The following is a 16,923-nucleotide window of genomic DNA, read 5'->3' as shown; positions in this document are numbered from 1 at the left end:
TGGCGCCACATCGGCCACCTCGTTGCGACGATCGAACCCGGCGAATGCAAAAACTACTTCGCAAACGCCGGATACGCTTCCGTCAAAACGTGAAAGACTCTAGCCTCGCACGGCGTCCGGTTCCTCGAGATGGTTCACGGCGCTCCACCGGGAAGGAGCAACGGCCGGCACCCTCACCAGCTTGAAGTAGCTGTAATACAGCAGGAACGATCCCATGATGTAGGGGTTGAGGGTCTCGACCTCGACGAAGGAGCGGATGAACAGAAGCACCATGACGCCGGCAAGAATCACCGAGTCGGCTTGCCATGTCCTGAATATCAGCGCCGAGACGTGACCCCAGAGCGTGCGCAGGATGATCAGCGAAAGCAGTGTCGCACCGACGAAGCCGAGTTCCACCAAGGTCTCGATGTAGGTGTTGTGGAAGTGGAAGCCGCTTCGCGCGGCGATGTAGAATTCGTTCCACAGCCGCTCGGCCTCGGAGAAGCCCTGCACCCAATAGGCCGCGTAGCCGACGCCGAGGATGGGCGCTTGCTGCGCGGCATTCCAGCCCTGCTGCCAGAGGTAGGTTCGTCCGGTGAGCGTCGAATCCTTGCCGAAAAGGCCAAGGACAAAATCCATCAGCCCGAGATTCAGCGCAATCACGGTGCAGGCGACCAGCGCGCCCGCACCGATCATGAAAATCACCCGGCGATGTCGGAGCGAAAGCAGCTTGCCGATGGAAAGCAGGGCGACCAGAGCCAGAACCGCTGGGGTCGATGCCATCGAAGTGGCCGAATGCGACACGACCAGCAGATAGCCCGACAGAAGGACAATCGGTACGATCAACAAAAAGCTTATCCTGCCGCGCCTGAGAAAGGCGAGGTAGACAACGCAGAAATAGATGCCAAGCGATGCGACAAAGCCAATCTGGTTCTTGGAGCTGAACGCGCCGACGAAATTATACGTGCCATCGAGAACGTCATAGGAATAACTCGCGACCTTGAGCGAGTAGAGCAGGACGACGAAAATCCCGATCAGGGCGCCTATGGTCAAGGTCCGGACGCTGACGGTGCGCGCGGCAATATAGGCGCAGGCGATGTGGGAGCAATATTGGACGGCTGTCCTTGCCGTGGTGCCGGGAGCTGCCGACCAGAACACCGAGAAGCAGACATAGGTCGCAAAGGCCAGCGGAAGCCAGGCGCTGGAAGCGTGCCTTAATATCTTCCGGTAGTCGACCAGGATGAGCGGCAGCCAGACTGCATAGTAGGCCAGGATCATAGCCTGGCCGAAAATGGTCGAGTAGGAGAACGCCCAGATAGAGACGGCAACGGCAAAGCTGCCATAGACCGTGTTCTTGTCCGGATCGATCAACAGAGATTTTGGAATCTTCATCTCGGTAGCGGTTTTCCGTCCTTGCAGCTCAATGCCGATTTCATGGGCCGATTCATCGGATCGATGGGAGGCTCGCCTGCAGGCGCTCGCATTGTGCAGTGCAATATAACCCATCCGGCGCCGCCTGTCACCCGGATGCCAACCGGGCGCGTCGTTCCTGCAGTTCTCTCAGTACGGGACGAGACGATTTGGGCAGGAGGCAGTCCCGTCCAATTGCCCGGTGCTGGCCCATCACAAGCTGTTCTGAGGTTGCAAGTCCGCGCTTGAACTTGTCGGCCGTTGACTTCACATTCGCCGCCAATTGGGAGGAAGACCACATGCCGATGAGTTTCGCGGGACGATTTGCCGGACGATCTGCTGTTATCACCGGCGGCGCCTCAGGCATCGGCCTGGCGGTCGCGCAAAGGATCACTGACGAAGGCGGGCGTGTTTCGGTCTGGGATCGCGATGCCGCCCAGATCGAGCAGGCCAAGGCCAGTGTTCCAGGCCTGCACAGCGTGACCCTCGACGTCGCCGACCCCCTAGCGGTCGAAGCCGCCGCCGGAGAGACGATCAAAGCGCTTGGCGCAGTCGATGTGCTTGTCACCAGCGCTGCCATCACCGGACCGAACATGACGGCCTGGGAGTATTCGGTGGAGGATTGGCGCCGGGTCATCGACATCAACATCAACGGCGTCTTCTTCTGCAACAAAGCGCTGGTCCCGCATATGCTCGAACGCAATTACGGCAGGATCGTCAACATCGCCTCGATTGCCGGCAAGGAAGGTAACCCGAACGCCTCGGCCTACAGCACCTCCAAGGCGGCGGTGATCGGCATGACCAAGTCGCTCGGCAAGGAGTTGGCCAAGACCAAGGTGACGGTGAACTGCGTCACGCCGGCGGCCGTGCGCACCGCAATCTTCCAGCAGATGAGCCAGCAGCACATCGACTTCATGCTGTCCAAAATACCGATGGCGCGGTTCGGCGAGGTCGAGGAGGTGGCGGCGCTGATTTGCTGGATCGCGTCCGAGGAATGCTCGTTCACGACGGCTGCCGTCTTCGACGTCTCCGGCGGCCGAGCGACCTACTGAGGCAGGCCGGACGCAAACCGCCCGACCGCATCGCGGCGCCTCAGTCGTGAAGCTCCCGCGAGATCGGCGGGCCGATCGAAAAATCGCTGAATGTCACTTCGAAGCCCTCGCGCTGCGGCGAACAGCACATCATGCCGACATCGACCGTTTTCGACGGCGGGAAATAGGCAAGCCGCACCGGTTTCCAGTGCTTGTCGGTCGCGTCCAGATACTGGACACGGATCGTCTCGGCATGGCGGGTCAGGCGGATCCTGACCCCGTCCGGATCGGCCGGAATGCTGGCCAGCGACCAGTCGGAGGCATCGTTGGTGACGACGACGGAAAAATACATCAGCCCGTCGGTGTATTCGATGCCGGCCTTGATCCAATGGGTCTGGCTCAGGCGGACCATAAGCCCGGCCTGATCGTAAAGCACCTCATAGTGCCCCTTGACCGTGACTTCGGCGCTGAAATCGCCCTCGACCTCACGATAGAGGAAATGGCCATTATCACGCCAGAAGCCGTAGAACGTCTCTCGCCAGAAGTCGGTCTCCTTGCCGGTCCGCACATGCACCGTATTGTTGCCGAAGGCATGGTGCGGCGGCGGATTGAGCCAGGTCAGGTCGGTATTCTCAGATGTCATCGACTTGCTCGCCTGCCTGGCTGGTCTGCCGCCTTTTCTTAGCCGGCAAACGTGTAAGCGGTCTTCACCGTGGTGTAGAACTCTGCGGCATAGCGGCCCTGCTCGCGCGGGCCGTAGCTCGATCCCTTGCGCCCGCCGAAAGGCACGTGGAAGTCGACGCCGGCAGTCGGCAGGTTGACCATGACCATGCCGGCTTCCGAATTGCGCTTGAAATGCGTGGCATGCTTGAGGCTCGAGGTGCAGATGCCGGACGTCAGCCCGAACGGCGTGTCGTTGGCCACAGTCAGCGCCTCATCATAATCCTTGACGCGGATGACGTTGGCGACCGGTCCGAAAATCTCCTCGCGCGAGATGCGCATGGCGTTGGTGGTTTCGGTGAACAGCGCCGGTTGCAAATAGAAGCCGCGGGTTTCACGATCGAGCCGCTCGCCGCCGAATGCAAGGTCCGCGCCTTCCTGACGGCCGATGGCGATATAGTCTTCGTCCTGTTTCAACTGGCTCTGGTCGACAACCGGTCCGATCTGGGTCTTGGCATCGAGAGCGTCGCCGACGACCAGCTTGGCCATGCGGTCCTTGAGCGCCTCGACGAAGCGGTCGTGGATGCCGTCCGTCACCACCAGGCGGGACGACGCCGTGCAGCGCTGGCCGGTCGAGAAGTAGGCACCGTTGATGGCGCAGTCGACCGCGACGGCAAGGTCGGCATCGTCGAGCACGACAAGCGGGTTCTTGCCGCCCATTTCGAGCTGGAACTTGCGCATGTGCTCGACGCTGGCGGCGGCGACACGCTTGCCGGTGCCGACAGAGCCGGTGAAGGTAATGGCGTTGAGGTCAGGGCTGTCGAGCATAGCCTGGCCAACCACCGAACCTTTGCCCATCACCAGGTTGAGCACGCCCTTGGGCAGTCCGGCGCGGTGCAGGATGTCGACAATGGTCCAGGCGCTCTCCGGAACGAGTTCCGCCGGCTTGAAGACGATGGTGTTGCCGTAGGCCAGCGCCGGAGCGATTTTCCAAGCCGGGATGGCGATCGGGAAATTCCACGGCGTGATGATGCCGACGACGCCGACCGCTTCGCGGGTGATCTCGACGCCGACGCCGGGCCGCACGCTTGGCGCCAGCTCGCCCGACAGGCGCAGCGTCTCGCCGGCGAAGAAGTCGAATATCTGGGCGGCACGGACAGTCTCGCCGATGCCCTCGACCAGCGTCTTGCCTTCCTCGCGCGCCAAGGCCCGGCCGATTTCATCTTTCCGCGCGGTGATCTCGTCCGACGCCTTCCTCAGCACCGCGTGGCGTGCCAGCAGGCCCGATCGCGACCATGCCGGAAATGCCGCCTTCGCCGCCGCGATGGCCTGCCGGGCGTGCTCGGCGCCTCCCGATGCATATTCGCCGACCACGTCGTCGAGATTGGACGGGTTGATGTTGCGGGAGCCGGCATCGCCCACCCACTCGCCATCGATGAGGTTCTTTCGAAACGGGATCATGTCGCTGTCTTCCTTGTCGTCCTTCGATCGCCGTCTATCTGGACCACCGACCGCCGCACCGCAAGGCCGAAGGCAGGCAAACTTCTCCTCCTCGACAGGCATGTGATAGGTGTCGGGGCGGGAAAGACGATTCTAGTGTGGTGCGACGCGGATCGCACGGGAGGAAAGGTATCATGTCCGACAGCGCCTTGCCGCTGGTGATCAGCGCACCCGAACCGCGCACGCTCGACCTGATCTTCACGCCGGCTGCGCTGGCGAAATTTCGATCGAAATACCGCATCGTCGAAACATCGCCCGAAGGCGTCGCGGCGCTGCCGGCCGATGTGCTTGCCGAGACCCGCTACATCGTCGGCCAGCCACCTATCGCGCCGGAGACGCTGGAAAAAATGAAGGCGCTGCGCTGCATCTTCAATGTCGAGAGCAACCTCATCAACAACATGCCCTACGAGACGCTGTTTTCGCGCGGCATCCATGTCGTCACCACCGGGCTGGTCTTTGCCGAACCGGTGGCCGAGCTCGGCCTTGCCATGGCGCTCAACCTTGCCCGCGGCATCGTCGATGCCGACCTCGCTTTTCGTCAGGGCAAGGAGCTGTGGGGCGGCGACGGCAACCGGACGGCGCGGCTTCTTTCCGGTGCGGATGTCGGCATCATCGGCTTCGGCGATCTTGGCCGTGCGCTCAACCGGCTACTGTCGGGCTTTCGCACGCAGATAAAAGCCTTCGACCCGTGGCTGCCGCCGTCGATCCTGATCGAAAACGGCGTCGAGCCGGCCTCTCTCGACGACGTTCTGTCGAACAGCGATTTCATCTTCGTCGTCGCTTCGGTGACCAGCGAAAACCAGGGTTTCCTTGGTGCCGAGGCGTTTGCCAGGATGCACAAGGGAGCCGCTTTCATCCTGCTCAGCCGAGCCGGAGTGGTCGATTTTCCGGCACTGATGGACGCCGTTCGCAGCGGCCATATCGTCGCCGCCAGCGATGTTTTTCCTGAGGAGCCTCTGGCCCAGGATCACCCGGTCCGCACATTGCCGGGATTCCTGCGCTCCGCCCACCGGGCCGGCGCGCTCGACATCGCCTTCAAGCGGATGGGCGACATGGTGCTGGAAGACATGGACCTGATCGACCGCGGCCTGCCGCCGATGCGTTCGAAGCGGGCCGAGCGTGAGACCGTTTCGCGAATGCGTTCAAAACCGGTCGACAAGAATTAAGCCGTCTGCCGACGGTCGCACATGCTCAGACGGTGAAGGACCAAAACAGGCAGGCCAGTGTCGCTGCGGCAAAGACGACGAAGAACAGGCTTCTCAACAGGATGTTGTGGCGCAGCTCGTTGATGAAGAGATGGCATCCGACGACGGCTGCGACAAACAGGAACCGCCAGTTCAGCAGCGCCGAGAGCACATCGCGCTGACCGAAAGCAAATCTCGCGGCGAGACATCCAACGATGACCGCAAACAACACGATGACCGTCCAGAAGATCGCATCGGCGGCATGTGTCAGGACGATGCCAGCGAGCCTGATCGGCAGAACCATCATCAGCAGTGCGCTGAAAAAATAGATCGCCGCGAGCGGAATGAACGTCCCCGCATCGGCGACGTCGCTCAAGCGCTTGGCGCCGATCGCGCCATAGGGATAGCCATGCCTGGCCACCGTCAGGCTGAGCGCCATCAGCAAGGCCGCCAGCACGGCGGCAAGCGCGAATGAGGTCAGGGCTTTGCTCATGGGGTTCCCGTTCCGAACGAATCGAAGTCAGAACGTTGGTAGCCCATGGTTTGTAAATTGCTAGTAAGCATCATGCAGCGGCGCGGCAGAGTTCCTCGGCACATTCACTCCGCAGCTTGAAGACGCCGACCGTCGATAATGGTCTTGATCTCGGCGCGGCAAGAGCCGCAATTGGTGCCGGCGTGAAGCGCGGCGCCGATTGCCGCGACGCTGGTGCAGCCGCCGCGCACCGCTTCCGCGATCTGGTTGGCACCGACCCCGAAACAGGCGCAGACGATGGCACCGCGGTCGACGCTCCTGCCGCCCGGCCGCCCGGCGACAATCGCCAGCCGCGCCTGCCGATCGGCATGGTCGGCACCCAGTTGTTCGACCGCCCAGCCGCGCGACACCGCTACCGGGGTCGGCGCAAGATAGAGCGCGCCGACCAGCCGACTGCCCGCGAAACGAGCGAAGCGATGGTGCCCGCCGGCGATGTCGTGATAGGCGAGCGTCTCGCCTTCCATGCCTAACAGGGAGGCGGCAAACCCGGTCCAGTCGCGGCCGGACCGCAGCGCAATTTCGAGGCGCCAGCCGGCGGGGCTGCGAGCGAGGCTCCAGTAATCGGCGTCGATGGATGCGGGCCGTTCGGCAAGCACGGCGAATCCGAAGGCCGTGGCGGCGAACCGCTCGATGCGGGCGGCAACGTTCTTCGAGGCCGGCTGGCCTGAAATCGCATCGGTCGTCGGCGCGACCAGTGCATCGATACGCGCGCGGCCGGAGAACTGATCGGTCCAGTGCATCGGCACGAAAACCGAGCCTCGGCGTTGGCGCACCGTCACCAGCGCGCGGACTAGCACCTCGCCATAAGCCGTGGAGACGCGGACGATGTCGGCATCGCCGATGCCATAGTGCTGCGCATCCGCCGGGTGGATTTCGACGAACGGTTCGGCCATGTGCTGCGACAAGCGCGGGCTCTTGCCGGTCCGCGTCATGGTGTGCCAGTGGTCGCGAACTCGCCCGGTGTTGAGCACCAACGGGTAGTCCGGGTTGGTGCGGGTTTGTGCGGCTGGGCGGATGGCAATGAAGCGTGCCTTGCCGTCGGGCGTGTAGAAGCCGCCGTTGGCGAAGAAGCGGGTGCTTTTGCCCTCCGGCAGGCCAGAGGGGGGTGCCTTGGCTCGGCGCTGGCCATTGGAACGGCAGAAGATCCTCATAGGTCTCTGCACCGATATCGCCATACGCGCCTATATCAAAATCGCGCGCCCCGTCATTCTCGAATGTCGACAACGCGGCATGCTCGGCGAAGATGTCGGCCGGCGACACATGCGAAAACGCCTCGCCAAAGCCCATCCGCTTGGCGACTTCAGCGATGATCCACCAATCTGGCCTTGCCTCGCCGGGCCTGGCCAAGAAAGCCCGCTGGCGCGAGATGCGGCGCTCCGAATTGGTGACGGTGCCGTCCTTCTCGCCCCATGCCGCCGCCGGCAGCCGGACATGAGCATGGCGGACCGTGTCGGTCTCGCCCAGCACGTCCGACACCACGACAAACGGGCAGGCCTTGATCGCCGCTTCGACCGCATCGGCATCCGGCATCGAATCGACCGGATTGGTCGCCATGATCCACAGCGCCTTGATGCGTCCGTCGGCCACCGCTTGGAACATCTCGACCGCTTTCAGGCCGGGTTTTTCGGCGACGGTTGGGGCATTCCAGAAGCGCTGCACGCGGTTGCGGTGCTCGGGGTTTTCGATCTCCATGTGGGCGGCCAGCATGTTGGCCATGCCGCCGACCTCGCGGCCGCCCATAGCATTGGGCTGGCCGGTCACCGAAAACGGCCCGGCGCCGGGCTTGCCGATGCGGCCGGTGGCTAGATGGCAGTTGATGATGGCGTTGACCTTGTCGGTGCCCGAAGACGACTGGTTCACGCCCTGGCTGTAGACGGTCACCGTCTTCGCCGTCGCGGCAAACAGGCTGTAGAAGCGGGCCAGTTCGTCCTCACTGAGACCCGTGGCAGCCGCGATGCCGGCAAGATCGAGCGCCGAGGCGGCGAAAAGCGCTTGCCCGAAGCCGGTCGTGTGCGCCGTGATATAGGTGCGGTCCAGTGCGTTGTGCTGGCCGAGATAGGCGAGCAGCCCTGTGAACAAAGCGACATCGCCATCGGGCGCGATCGCCAGATGCATGTCCGCGATATCTGAGGTCATGGTGCGGCGTGGGTCGATCAGCACCACCTTCATCTCGGGCCGCTTTTCCCGGGCGGCGGCAATGCGCTGGTAGAGCACTGGATGGCACCAGGCGAGATTGGAGCCGACCAGCACGATCAGGTCGGCAAGTTCCAGATCCTCGTAATTTCCCGGAACGGTGTCCGAGCCAAAGGCGCGGCGGTGGCCGGCGACCGACGAGGCCATGCACAGGCGCGAATTGGTGTCGATATTGGCCGAGCCGATGAAGCCCTTCATCAGCTTGTTGGCGACGTAATAGTCCTCGGTCAGCAACTGGCCGGAGACGTAGAAGGCGACCGCGTCAGGGCCGTGCTCGGCAATGGTTTGCGAGAAGGTCGAAGCGACAAGGTCGAGCGCTTCGTCCCAGTCGGTGCGGCGACCGTGGATCTCCGGGTATAGCAACCTGCCGTCGAGGTCGATGGTCTCGGCCAGCGCCGAGCCTTTGGAGCAGAGCCGGCCGAAATTCGCCGGGTGGTCCGGGTCGCCACGAACGGTTATTTCGCCGTCCGCGGCGACCTTCGCCAGCACGCCGCAACCCACCCCGCAATAGGGGCAGGTGGTCCTCACCTCGCGCGCTTCATCAATCTGCATGGTTCACGCCGCGCAGCTGGCCAGCGCTTCCAGCGCTATGAACAGCCGCTCGCCGTCGATCCGGACCGCAATGGTGCGCACCGCGCCCTCGTCGGCGCCGAGCGCCTTGCCTGTCTCCAGCGAGATCACCCAATTGTGCAAGGGACAGGTCACCGCCGTGCCATGGACGATGCCCTGGCTGAGTGGCCCACCCTTGTGCGGGCAATGGTCGTCGATGGCAAAGACCTGATCGTCGGCCGTGCGAAAGACGGCGATCTTGCCTTCGGGCGTGGCTACGCAGCGCGCACCGCGACGCGGAATGTCCGAGAGCGTGCCAATTGATACCCAATTCATGTGGCCATTCCTCTTTTGCGCGTGTTCTTGTCCGAAAACCGCATTCCACTCGGGAACACGCGCCTACTCCGCCGCCTGCGCAAAGCCGACCGAAGCCATCGGCCGGAATTCATGCTTGTCCTTGCCGGAAGCACGTTCCGACCACGGATCGACCTGGGCGAATTTCTGCGAAAAGACGAAGCGGTCGAAATAGGTCTTGCGCTTCTCGCCATCGTCCATGATCTGGCGCTTGATCTCGGCGATGCCGACGCGCTTGGCCCATTTGTAGATACGCTCGAGATAGCGGCCCTGCTCGCGATACATCTGCGTCAACGCCACGATATGCTCCAGCGCCTCGTCCTCGGTCTTGACCAGGCCGAGCACTTCGGTGCCCTTGATGTCGAGGCCAGCGGCGCCGGCGAAATGGATTTCGTAGCCACTGTCGACGCAGATCACGCCGACATCCTTGCAGGTCGCCTCGGCACAGTTTCGCGGACAGCCCGACACCGCCATCTTTACCTTGGCCGGGGTCCACGAGCCCCACATGAATTTTTCGATACGGATGCCCAAGCCGGTCGAATCCTGCGTGCCGAAGCGGCACCAGTCCGAGCCGACGCAGGTCTTCACCGTGCGCAGTCCCTTGGCATAGGCGTGGCCGGAGACGAAGCCAGCCTGGCCGAGATCGGCCCACACCGCCGGCAGGTCCTCCTTGCGGATGCCGAGCATGTCGATGCGCTGGCCGCCGGTGACCTTGACCATCGGGATCTCGAACTTGTCGACGACGTCGGCGATGGCGCGCAATTCGGCGGCGTTGGTGACCCCGCCCCACATGCGCGGCACCACCGAGTAGGTGCCGTCCTTCTGGATGTTGGCGTGGACGCGCTCGTTGATGAAGCGCGACTGGTAATCGTCGGCGTATTCGTCGGGCCAGTCGCAGACGAGATAATAGTTGAGCGCCGGCCGGCACTTGGCGCAGCCGCAGGAGGTCTTCCACTCCAGCTCCTGCATGACGGCGGGAATGGTCTTCAGGCCCTTGGCCTTGATCAGCCGGCGGACCTCGTCATGGCCGAGCGCGGTGCAGCTGCACATCGGCTGGACCGCCGCGGGGTTGTATTTGTCGCCGATGGTCAGCACCATGAGCTTTTCGACCAACCCGGTGCAGGAGCCGCAGGAGGCCGACGCCTTGGTGTGGGCGCGCACGTCATCGAGCGAGGTCAGGCCCTTGGCCGTGATCGCGCCGGTGATCTTTCCCTTGCATACGCCGTTGCAACCGCAGATTTCCGCATCATCCGGCAAGGCTGCAACGGCCGCCATAGGGTCCAGGGGGGCGCCTCCCTGGTAGGACTGGCCGAAGATGAGCGTATCGCGCATCTCGGATATGTCGGTCTGCTTCTTCTTGAGGTCGTTGAACCAGGCGCCGTCCGCCGTCTCGCCATAGAGCACGGTGCCGATGATGCGGTCGTCCTTGAGCACCAGGCGTTTGTAGACGCCGGCCGCAGCATCGCGCAGCACGATCTCCTGGCGGTCATCGCCCTCGGCGAAGTCACCGAGCGAGAACAGCTCGATGCCGGTGACCTTTAGCTTGGTCGGCGTGTCCATGTGGACGAAAGCCGCCGCCTCATTACCGGCCAGATGGTTGGCGGCGACGCGCGCCATCTCGTAGAGCGGCGCGACCAGTCCGTAGACCTGGCCGTTGACCTCGGCGCATTCGCCGATTGCGTAGATATCGGGATCGTTGCTGCGCATGCCGGCGTCGACGACGATGCCGCGATTGACGGCAATGCCGGCTTCCTTCGCCAGCGCCGCATTCGGCCTGATGCCCACCGCCATGACGACGAGCGTCGCCGGGATGATGGTGCCGTCGGCAAGCTCCACCCGCTCGACCTTGCCGTTGCCGGTGATCGCCTGGGTGTTTGCCTTGGTGATGACCTTGATGCCGCGCTGCTCGACGGCGCGCTGCAGGAGATAGCCGGCGGCCGGATCGAGCTGACGCTCCATCAGCGTCGGCATGACGTGCAGCACGGTGACGTCCATGCCTTGCGCATTCAAGCCCGCGGCTGCCTCGAGCCCGAGCAGGCCGCCGCCAATGACCACGGCCTTGGCCCGCGACTGGGCGGCAAGCATCATCGCCCGGACGTCGTCGAGATCGCGATACGTGAGCACGCCGGGCAGATCATGGCCTGGCACCGGAATGATAAACGGCACTGAGCCGGTGGCGATGACGAGCTTGTCGTAGGGCTCGGTCACGCCATGATCGGAGGTGACGGACTTTGCCTGCCGGTCGATGGCGACGATCTTGTGGCCCTTGTAGAGGGTGATGCCGTGCTTGATGTACCAGCCGTCGCCATGGATGATGATCTCCTCATAGGCCTTTTCGCCCGACAAAACCGGCGACAGCATGATGCGGTCGTAGTTCACGCGCGGCTCGGCGTTGAAGATGGTGACCTGGTAGCGCCCAGGCGCCTTTTCCAGGAGGTGCTCCAGCATGCGCCCAGGGGCCATGCCGTTGCCGATGATAACGAGTTTCTCGGTCATGTCCTGATCCACTCCGGTCTCACTCAGCCGCGTAGGAAAGGCCTGAAGCTTCGTCAGACGCCGTGCGCTCCATCCGCCGGATGGAAAAATGCATCCAGGCAAAGCAGGTGGCGACGATGACGAAGAGCAGCATGAAGCAGCTCGACCAGACGCCGGTGAGGTCGTTGAGCGCGCCGAAGACGATTGGCAGGATAAAGCCGCCGAGCCCGCCAATCATGCCGACAACGCCGCCGACCGCGCCGACACTCTGCGGATAGTAAGCCGGGATGTGCTTGTAGACGGCAGCCTTGCCAAGGCTCATGAAGAAGCCGAGCACACAGGCAACGGCTATGAAGGCGAGCGGGCCGACCTCGAAATGGAAGGCGATCGGCCCGCTGACACCGCGCACGACGTAGTCTGCCGAGGGGAGAGACAGAACGAGAGTCGCGGCGGCACTGACAGCGAAGGTCCAGTAGAGCACGGTGCGGGCGCCGATCCGGTCGGACAGCACGCCGCCATAGGCGCGGAAAATACTTGCCGGAATTGAATAGGCCGCGCCGATCATGCCGGCGGTCGCAAGCCCGAAGCCGTAGACGCCGATCAGGTAGCGGGGCAGCCACAGCGAGAGCGCCACGAATGCACCGAAGGCGAAGAAATAATAGAAGGCGAAACGCCAGACCTGCAGGTTCTTGAGCGGCGCGAATTCCTGCAAGAAGCTTCCCGCGGGTGCAGCCTTGCCGTGGCGGCGCTCGCGAATGACCGGATCGTCGCCGGTCGTGAACCAGAAGACGGCGGCCATGACGACGAGTGCTGCCGCCCAGATCAGCGCGACCGACTGCCAGCCCCAGGAGAGAAGCACAAACGGTGCCAGGAATTTGGTGACCGCGGCGCCGACATTGCCGACACCGAAAATGCCAAGCGCCGTACCCTGCTTGCCGGCCGGGAAGAAGCGCGAGACATACGCGACACCGACGGCGAAGGAACCGCCGGCGAGCCCAACGCCAAGCGCAGCGACCAGCATCTGCCCGTAGGTGTGCGCAAAAGCGAGCAGGAAGGTCGCGACCGCCGCCGCAAGCATGGTCGCGGTGTATACCAGCCGTCCGCCAAAACGGTCGGTCCAGACACCGAGCACCATACGCACGAGCGAGCCGGTGAGGATCGGCGTGCCGACCAGCAGGCCGAACTCCGTCTCGTTCAGCCCCAGCTCCTGCTTTATGCGCACGCCGATGATTGAAAAGATCGTCCACACCGCGAAGCAGACGGTGAAGGCGATGGTGGACATCACAAGCGCCTGCCGGGGAGCACTGTCCTGGCTGGGCGCGGCTGGGAGATTTGCGGTCATTTTCTGGCTCCGATTTGCGGCGTGGGAGGCACCGCCCTTGTCTGTTCGTTCGCGACTGTCAGCGGCGCGGCATCGCCGTCAGCGCGCTGCTGGCCAGAAAATCGCGGCGCGTGACGTCCGCGAGGGACGCCCCAGTTCCGATCCGTTTCATCATCGTCGTCTCCGGTTGGGCGCCGCTTGGGACCAGCGCCGTCGATTGCGTCAAAACAAAAAAGCCGCCGGCCAGGTCTTCGCGTCCGGGGTTCCGGGAGCGCGTGTGGACCTGAGCGGCAGCTTTGCCTGTGGCGCCCGCCATTGGACGCCGTGTCACTTGGCCCTTGCGGACCTACATTTTGAAAAGCAGGAAGCGTGCCAATTCGACAGCGCTCAGAATTATCTAATGAAACCAATGTGAACCGCAGCCGCGCGACTCTTGACCAAGCTCGGCAGCGGATCAAAGATTAGTCAGAATGCCTTGCACAGCAGCATAATGTTTGTGCAATGCGGTAGATTGCCCATTGCCGATGCAGATTGCCAATGATGATGACGAGTTTCCGGTTATTGCCTTACTCCGCGGCTTCGACGAAGCGGTGGCGTTCGTAGAGGAATTTCAGCACCGCCTCGCGGCAGCGCAGGAAGGTGCGGTCGGAGGAAAGCTCGATGCGTCGGCGCGGCCGGGCAAGCGGCACGGGAAGAACCTCGCCGATGGTGGCCGCCGGACCGTTGGTCATCATCACGATGCGGTCGGACAACAGCACCGCCTCGTCAACGTCATGGGTGATCATGATCGTCGTCGAGCCGAGCCTCGAATGGATATCCATCACCGCGTCCTGAAGATGGGCGCGCGTCAGCGCGTCGAGCGCGCCGAAGGGCTCGTCGAGCAGCAGGATCTTCGGCTCCATGGCCAGCGCCCGGGCGATGCCGACGCGCTGCTTCATGCCGCCCGATATCTCGGCCGGACGTTTGTCCTTGGCATGCGCCATCTGCACGAGATCGAGATTGCGCATGATCCAGTCATGCCGCTCGGCCCGGCTCCTGCTCCGGCCAAAGACCTTCGTGACTGCCAAATTGATGTTTTCGTAGACGGTGAGCCATGGCAGCAGGCTGTGGTTCTGGAACACCACGGCGCGTTCCGGGCCAGGGCTGTCGACTTCCTTGTCCTCGAGCAGGACGGCGCCGGCGGAGACCTTGGTCAGGCCGGCGATCAGGTTGAGCAAGGTCGACTTGCCGCAGCCAGAATGGCCGATAATCGAGACGAATTCACCCTTGTCGATGGTCAGCCGGATATCCTTCAGGACGTCGCTGACCTGGCTGCCGCGGGCGAAGGATTTGTCGATATGGTCGAGCTTCAGATAGGCCGTCATCGTCCCTCTGCTCACTTTGCCGTTGTGCCGCGGGTGACGAAGACGCCGACTGCCGCGACCAGGCGGTCGAGGCAGAAGCCGGTGACGCCGATATAGGCGAGCGCGACGATGATGTCGGGCAGGCGGGACGAGTTCCACGCGTCCCAGATGAAGAAGCCGATGCCGACGCCGCCGGTCAGCATTTCGGCGGCGACGATGGCCAGCCACGACAGGCCGATGCCGATCCGCAATCCGGTGAAGATGTAAGGCGCGGCCGCCGGCACCATGATCTTCACGAAGAACTCGAGCTGGTTGAGCCGGAGGATACGGGCGACGTTGCGGTAGTCCTCGGGGATGTTGCGGACACCGACCGCAGTGTTGATGATGATTGGCCAGATCGAGGTGATGAAGATGACGAAGATCGCTGACGGGCTGGAATCGCGGAACGCCGCCAGCGACAGCGGCAGCCAGGCGAGCGGCGGCACCGTGCGCAGGATCTGGAAGACCGGATCGAGGCCCCGCATCGCCCAGATCGACTGGCCGACGAGCGCGCCGAGCGCGACGCCGACGATTGCCGCCAGGCCGAAGCCCATGGCGACGCGCTGCAGCGACATCAGCACCCGCCAGGCGAGTCCGATGTCCTGCGGGCCATTGTCGAAGAACGGGTGGGCGATCAGGTCATAGGCCTCGTTCCACACCTGGCTTGGCGGTGGCAGGCTGGCTGTGGGCGACGAACAGGCGACCTGCCAGACGACGAGCATGATGGTGATAACAATGACCGGCGGCACCAGCGTGCTTGCCAGCTTGCCGGCGATCGCGGCCGGGTCGAAGCGACGCCGCGCCCTGGCGGTGAAAGCGATGACCTCGGCGGGCTTGGCCGGTGCGGGGAACGGCTTCACCTCGCTGTCCTCGATGGCTTGGATAGACATTGTTTCGAAAAACTCCTTGGCGGCACGTGAAAGGCAGGCGGCGCTGCCACCGCCTGCCGCGCGTCTATGTCAGGCTCAGGCCGACACCTTGATCTTCAGGCTGTCGAGATAGGCCGACGGGTTCTCCGGATCGAAGATCTTGCCGTCGAAGAAGGTTTCGGGGCCGCGCGACGTAGACGCCGGAATATCGGCCGCGGCGACACCAAGGTCCTTGGCCGCCTCGCGCCACAGATCCTCACGGTTGACTTGGCCGACCAGTGCCTTGATGTCGGTGGTCGGCGCGAACTTGCCCCAGCGAATGTTCTCGGCGAGGAACCAGCTGTCGTGGCTCTTGAAGGGATAGGACACGCCGCCCTGCCAGAACTTCATATAGAGGTCGGTGCCGTTGGCGACGCGGCCATTGCCGTAATTGATGTCGCCCTTGAGGCGGCCGATGATGTCGGCGGTCGGCACGTTCATCCACTGCCGCTTGCCGATGATAGCGGCCATCTCGTCCTTGTTTTCTTTTGCTTCGCACCATTGCTGGGCTTCCATGACAGCCATCAGGATCGCCTTGGTGGCGTTCGGGTACTTGTCTATGAAGGCGGCGCGCAGGCCGAGCGCCTTTTCCGGATGGCCCTTCCACAGTTCGCCGGTGGTGGCGGCGGTGAAGCCGACGCCCTGATGGACGAGCTGCTCGTTCCACGGCTCGCCGACGCAGAACACGTCCATGTTGCCGACCTTCATGTTGGCGACCATCTGCGGCGGCGGCACGACGATGGTCGAGACGTCCTTGTCGGGATCGATGCCGCCGGCGGCCAGCCAGTAGCGCAGCCAGAGGTCGTGCGTGCCGCCCGGGAAGGTCATGGCGGCCTTCACCTCCTTGCCTGCGGCCTTCTTGGCAGCGAAGGCTTCCTTCAGCTTTGAGGCGTCGATGCCGACGCCGGTGCCGGCATATTCCTGGGCGACGGAAATGCCCTGGCAGTCGTAGTTGAGCCGTGCCACGATCGCCATCGGCAGCGGCTGCTTGTTCTGCGTCACCTTGCCCGTGTGCATCAAATAGGGCATCGGCGTCAGGATATGGGCGCCGTCAATGCCGTTGGCTTCGCCGCCGAGCACCAGATTGTCGCGCGTTGCCCCCCACGACGCCTGCTTGAGCACTTCGACATCGGGCATGCCGAATTTTTCGAACAGGCCTTTTTCCTTGGCAATCATCAGCGGTGCCGCATCGGTCAGCGCGATGAAGCCGAGCTTGGCGCCGGTGACTTCCGGCGCGGCCGCCGCGGCATAGGCGCCGGAGGGCAGCAGCGCACGCGCCGCCGCCAGCGTTGCCGCGGTGGCCGCGCTGATCCTCAGGAAATCCCGGCGGCTGATCGCCGTTTGGGCGGAATGGCTCTTGATGCGTTTCGTCATCGTCATCTCCGGTTGGGCGCGGCTTGGGATCGGCGCCGTCGATTGCGTGTTCGACCAAACAAAAAAGCCGC

General features: G+C 63.4%; 13 protein-coding genes and 1 pseudogene. 2 read left to right on the top strand and 12 right to left on the bottom strand.

Annotated elements, in window-relative coordinates:
- Positions 1-99: 99 nt before the first annotated feature.
- On the bottom strand, positions 100-1,371 hold the full coding sequence (locus NKH23_RS31695; RefSeq protein WP_352916667.1) for an O-antigen ligase family protein: 1,272 nt from the start codon (positions 1,369-1,371) through the stop codon (positions 100-102).
- Positions 1,372-1,688: 317 nt separating this feature from the next.
- On the opposite strand from NKH23_RS31695, the gene NKH23_RS31690 reads away from it, so the two are divergent.
- A complete protein-coding gene (locus NKH23_RS31690; protein WP_352721497.1) occupies positions 1,689-2,441 on the top strand; it encodes an SDR family NAD(P)-dependent oxidoreductase in 753 nt (250 codons plus the stop codon).
- A 40-nt stretch (positions 2,442-2,481) separates the two neighbouring features.
- On the opposite strand, the gene NKH23_RS31685 is transcribed toward NKH23_RS31690, so the two are convergent.
- Both NKH23_RS31685 and NKH23_RS31680 read right to left on the bottom strand, forming a co-directional pair.
- Entirely contained in the window at positions 2,482-3,063 is a 582-nt protein-coding gene (locus NKH23_RS31685) for a DUF1349 domain-containing protein (protein ID WP_352916669.1), read from the bottom strand.
- A gap of 38 nt (positions 3,064-3,101) precedes the next feature.
- Positions 3,102-4,538 (bottom strand): aldehyde dehydrogenase family protein, encoded by a 1,437-nt coding sequence (locus NKH23_RS31680; protein WP_352721553.1) that lies wholly within the window; start codon positions 4,536-4,538, stop codon positions 3,102-3,104.
- Positions 4,539-4,714: 176 nt separating this feature from the next.
- Here NKH23_RS31680 and NKH23_RS31675 point away from each other — a divergent pair, with 176 nt between their 5' ends.
- Positions 4,715-5,746 (top strand): hydroxyacid dehydrogenase, encoded by a 1,032-nt coding sequence (locus tag NKH23_RS31675; RefSeq protein ID WP_353036361.1) that lies wholly within the window; start codon positions 4,715-4,717, stop codon positions 5,744-5,746.
- Between the two features lie 25 nt (positions 5,747-5,771).
- Here the strand turns inward: NKH23_RS31675 and NKH23_RS31670 are convergent, their stop codons facing one another.
- From NKH23_RS31670 to NKH23_RS31630, 9 genes and pseudogenes are all read right to left on the bottom strand, one after another.
- Entirely contained in the window at positions 5,772-6,257 is a 486-nt protein-coding gene (locus NKH23_RS31670) for a hypothetical protein (protein WP_352721501.1), read from the bottom strand.
- 104 nt (positions 6,258-6,361) lie between these two features.
- A pseudogene (locus NKH23_RS31665) lies at positions 6,362-9,041 on the bottom strand (nitrate reductase).
- A gap of 3 nt (positions 9,042-9,044) precedes the next feature.
- Positions 9,045-9,374 (bottom strand): nitrite reductase small subunit NirD, encoded by a 330-nt coding sequence (gene nirD / locus NKH23_RS31660; RefSeq protein ID WP_352721503.1) that lies wholly within the window; start codon positions 9,372-9,374, stop codon positions 9,045-9,047.
- Between the two features lie 63 nt (positions 9,375-9,437).
- Positions 9,438-11,888 carry a nitrite reductase large subunit NirB gene (nirB, locus tag NKH23_RS31655; RefSeq protein WP_352721505.1) on the bottom strand — a complete coding sequence of 817 codons (2,451 nt, stop codon included), beginning with the start codon at positions 11,886-11,888 and terminating at the stop codon, positions 9,438-9,440.
- A 19-nt stretch (positions 11,889-11,907) separates the two neighbouring features.
- Positions 11,908-13,209, bottom strand: a complete 1,302-nt coding sequence (locus tag NKH23_RS31650; RefSeq protein ID WP_352721506.1) for an MFS transporter — start codon at positions 13,207-13,209, stop codon at positions 11,908-11,910.
- Positions 13,210-13,267: 58 nt separating this feature from the next.
- Positions 13,268-13,504 (bottom strand): hypothetical protein, encoded by a 237-nt coding sequence (locus NKH23_RS31645; protein WP_352721508.1) that lies wholly within the window; start codon positions 13,502-13,504, stop codon positions 13,268-13,270.
- 250 nt (positions 13,505-13,754) lie between these two features.
- Complete coding sequence (locus NKH23_RS31640) at positions 13,755-14,552, bottom strand: ABC transporter ATP-binding protein (protein WP_352721510.1); 798 nt, start codon at positions 14,550-14,552, stop codon at positions 13,755-13,757.
- A gap of 11 nt (positions 14,553-14,563) precedes the next feature.
- Positions 14,564-15,460 carry a nitrate ABC transporter permease gene (gene ntrB / locus NKH23_RS31635; RefSeq protein WP_352721512.1) on the bottom strand — a complete coding sequence of 299 codons (897 nt, stop codon included), beginning with the start codon at positions 15,458-15,460 and terminating at the stop codon, positions 14,564-14,566.
- A gap of 75 nt (positions 15,461-15,535) precedes the next feature.
- Positions 15,536-16,852 carry a CmpA/NrtA family ABC transporter substrate-binding protein gene (locus NKH23_RS31630; RefSeq protein WP_352916673.1) on the bottom strand — a complete coding sequence of 439 codons (1,317 nt, stop codon included), beginning with the start codon at positions 16,850-16,852 and terminating at the stop codon, positions 15,536-15,538.
- Positions 16,853-16,923 lie beyond the last annotated feature (71 nt).

Origin of the sequence: Mesorhizobium sp. M1328 (assembly GCF_040318075.1) — a bacterium.
GTDB lineage: Bacteria > Pseudomonadota > Alphaproteobacteria > Rhizobiales > Rhizobiaceae > Mesorhizobium.
The sequence above is the reverse complement of the archived record's forward strand: the minus strand, read 5'-3'. Positions and strand labels throughout refer to the sequence as shown.

Coding starts and splice junctions, on each gene's coding strand:
- NKH23_RS31695 (WP_352916667.1), bottom strand. CDS start 1,371: ATGAAGATTCCAAAATCTCTGTTGATCGATCCGGACAAGAACACGGTC.
- NKH23_RS31690 (WP_352721497.1), top strand. CDS start 1,689: ATGCCGATGAGTTTCGCGGGACGATTTGCCGGACGATCTGCTGTTATC.
- NKH23_RS31685 (WP_352916669.1), bottom strand. CDS start 3,063: ATGACATCTGAGAATACCGACCTGACCTGGCTCAATCCGCCGCCGCAC.
- NKH23_RS31675 (WP_353036361.1), top strand. CDS start 4,715: ATGTCCGACAGCGCCTTGCCGCTGGTGATCAGCGCACCCGAACCGCGC.
- NKH23_RS31670 (WP_352721501.1), bottom strand. CDS start 6,257: ATGAGCAAAGCCCTGACCTCATTCGCGCTTGCCGCCGTGCTGGCGGCC.
- nirD (WP_352721503.1), bottom strand. CDS start 9,374: ATGAATTGGGTATCAATTGGCACGCTCTCGGACATTCCGCGTCGCGGT.
- nirB (WP_352721505.1), bottom strand. CDS start 11,888: ATGACCGAGAAACTCGTTATCATCGGCAACGGCATGGCCCCTGGGCGC.
- NKH23_RS31650 (WP_352721506.1), bottom strand. CDS start 13,209: ATGACCGCAAATCTCCCAGCCGCGCCCAGCCAGGACAGTGCTCCCCGG.
- NKH23_RS31645 (WP_352721508.1), bottom strand. CDS start 13,504: ATGGCGGGCGCCACAGGCAAAGCTGCCGCTCAGGTCCACACGCGCTCC.
- NKH23_RS31640 (WP_352721510.1), bottom strand. CDS start 14,552: ATGACGGCCTATCTGAAGCTCGACCATATCGACAAATCCTTCGCCCGC.
- ntrB (WP_352721512.1), bottom strand. CDS start 15,460: ATGTCTATCCAAGCCATCGAGGACAGCGAGGTGAAGCCGTTCCCCGCA.
- NKH23_RS31630 (WP_352916673.1), bottom strand. CDS start 16,852: ATGACGAAACGCATCAAGAGCCATTCCGCCCAAACGGCGATCAGCCGC.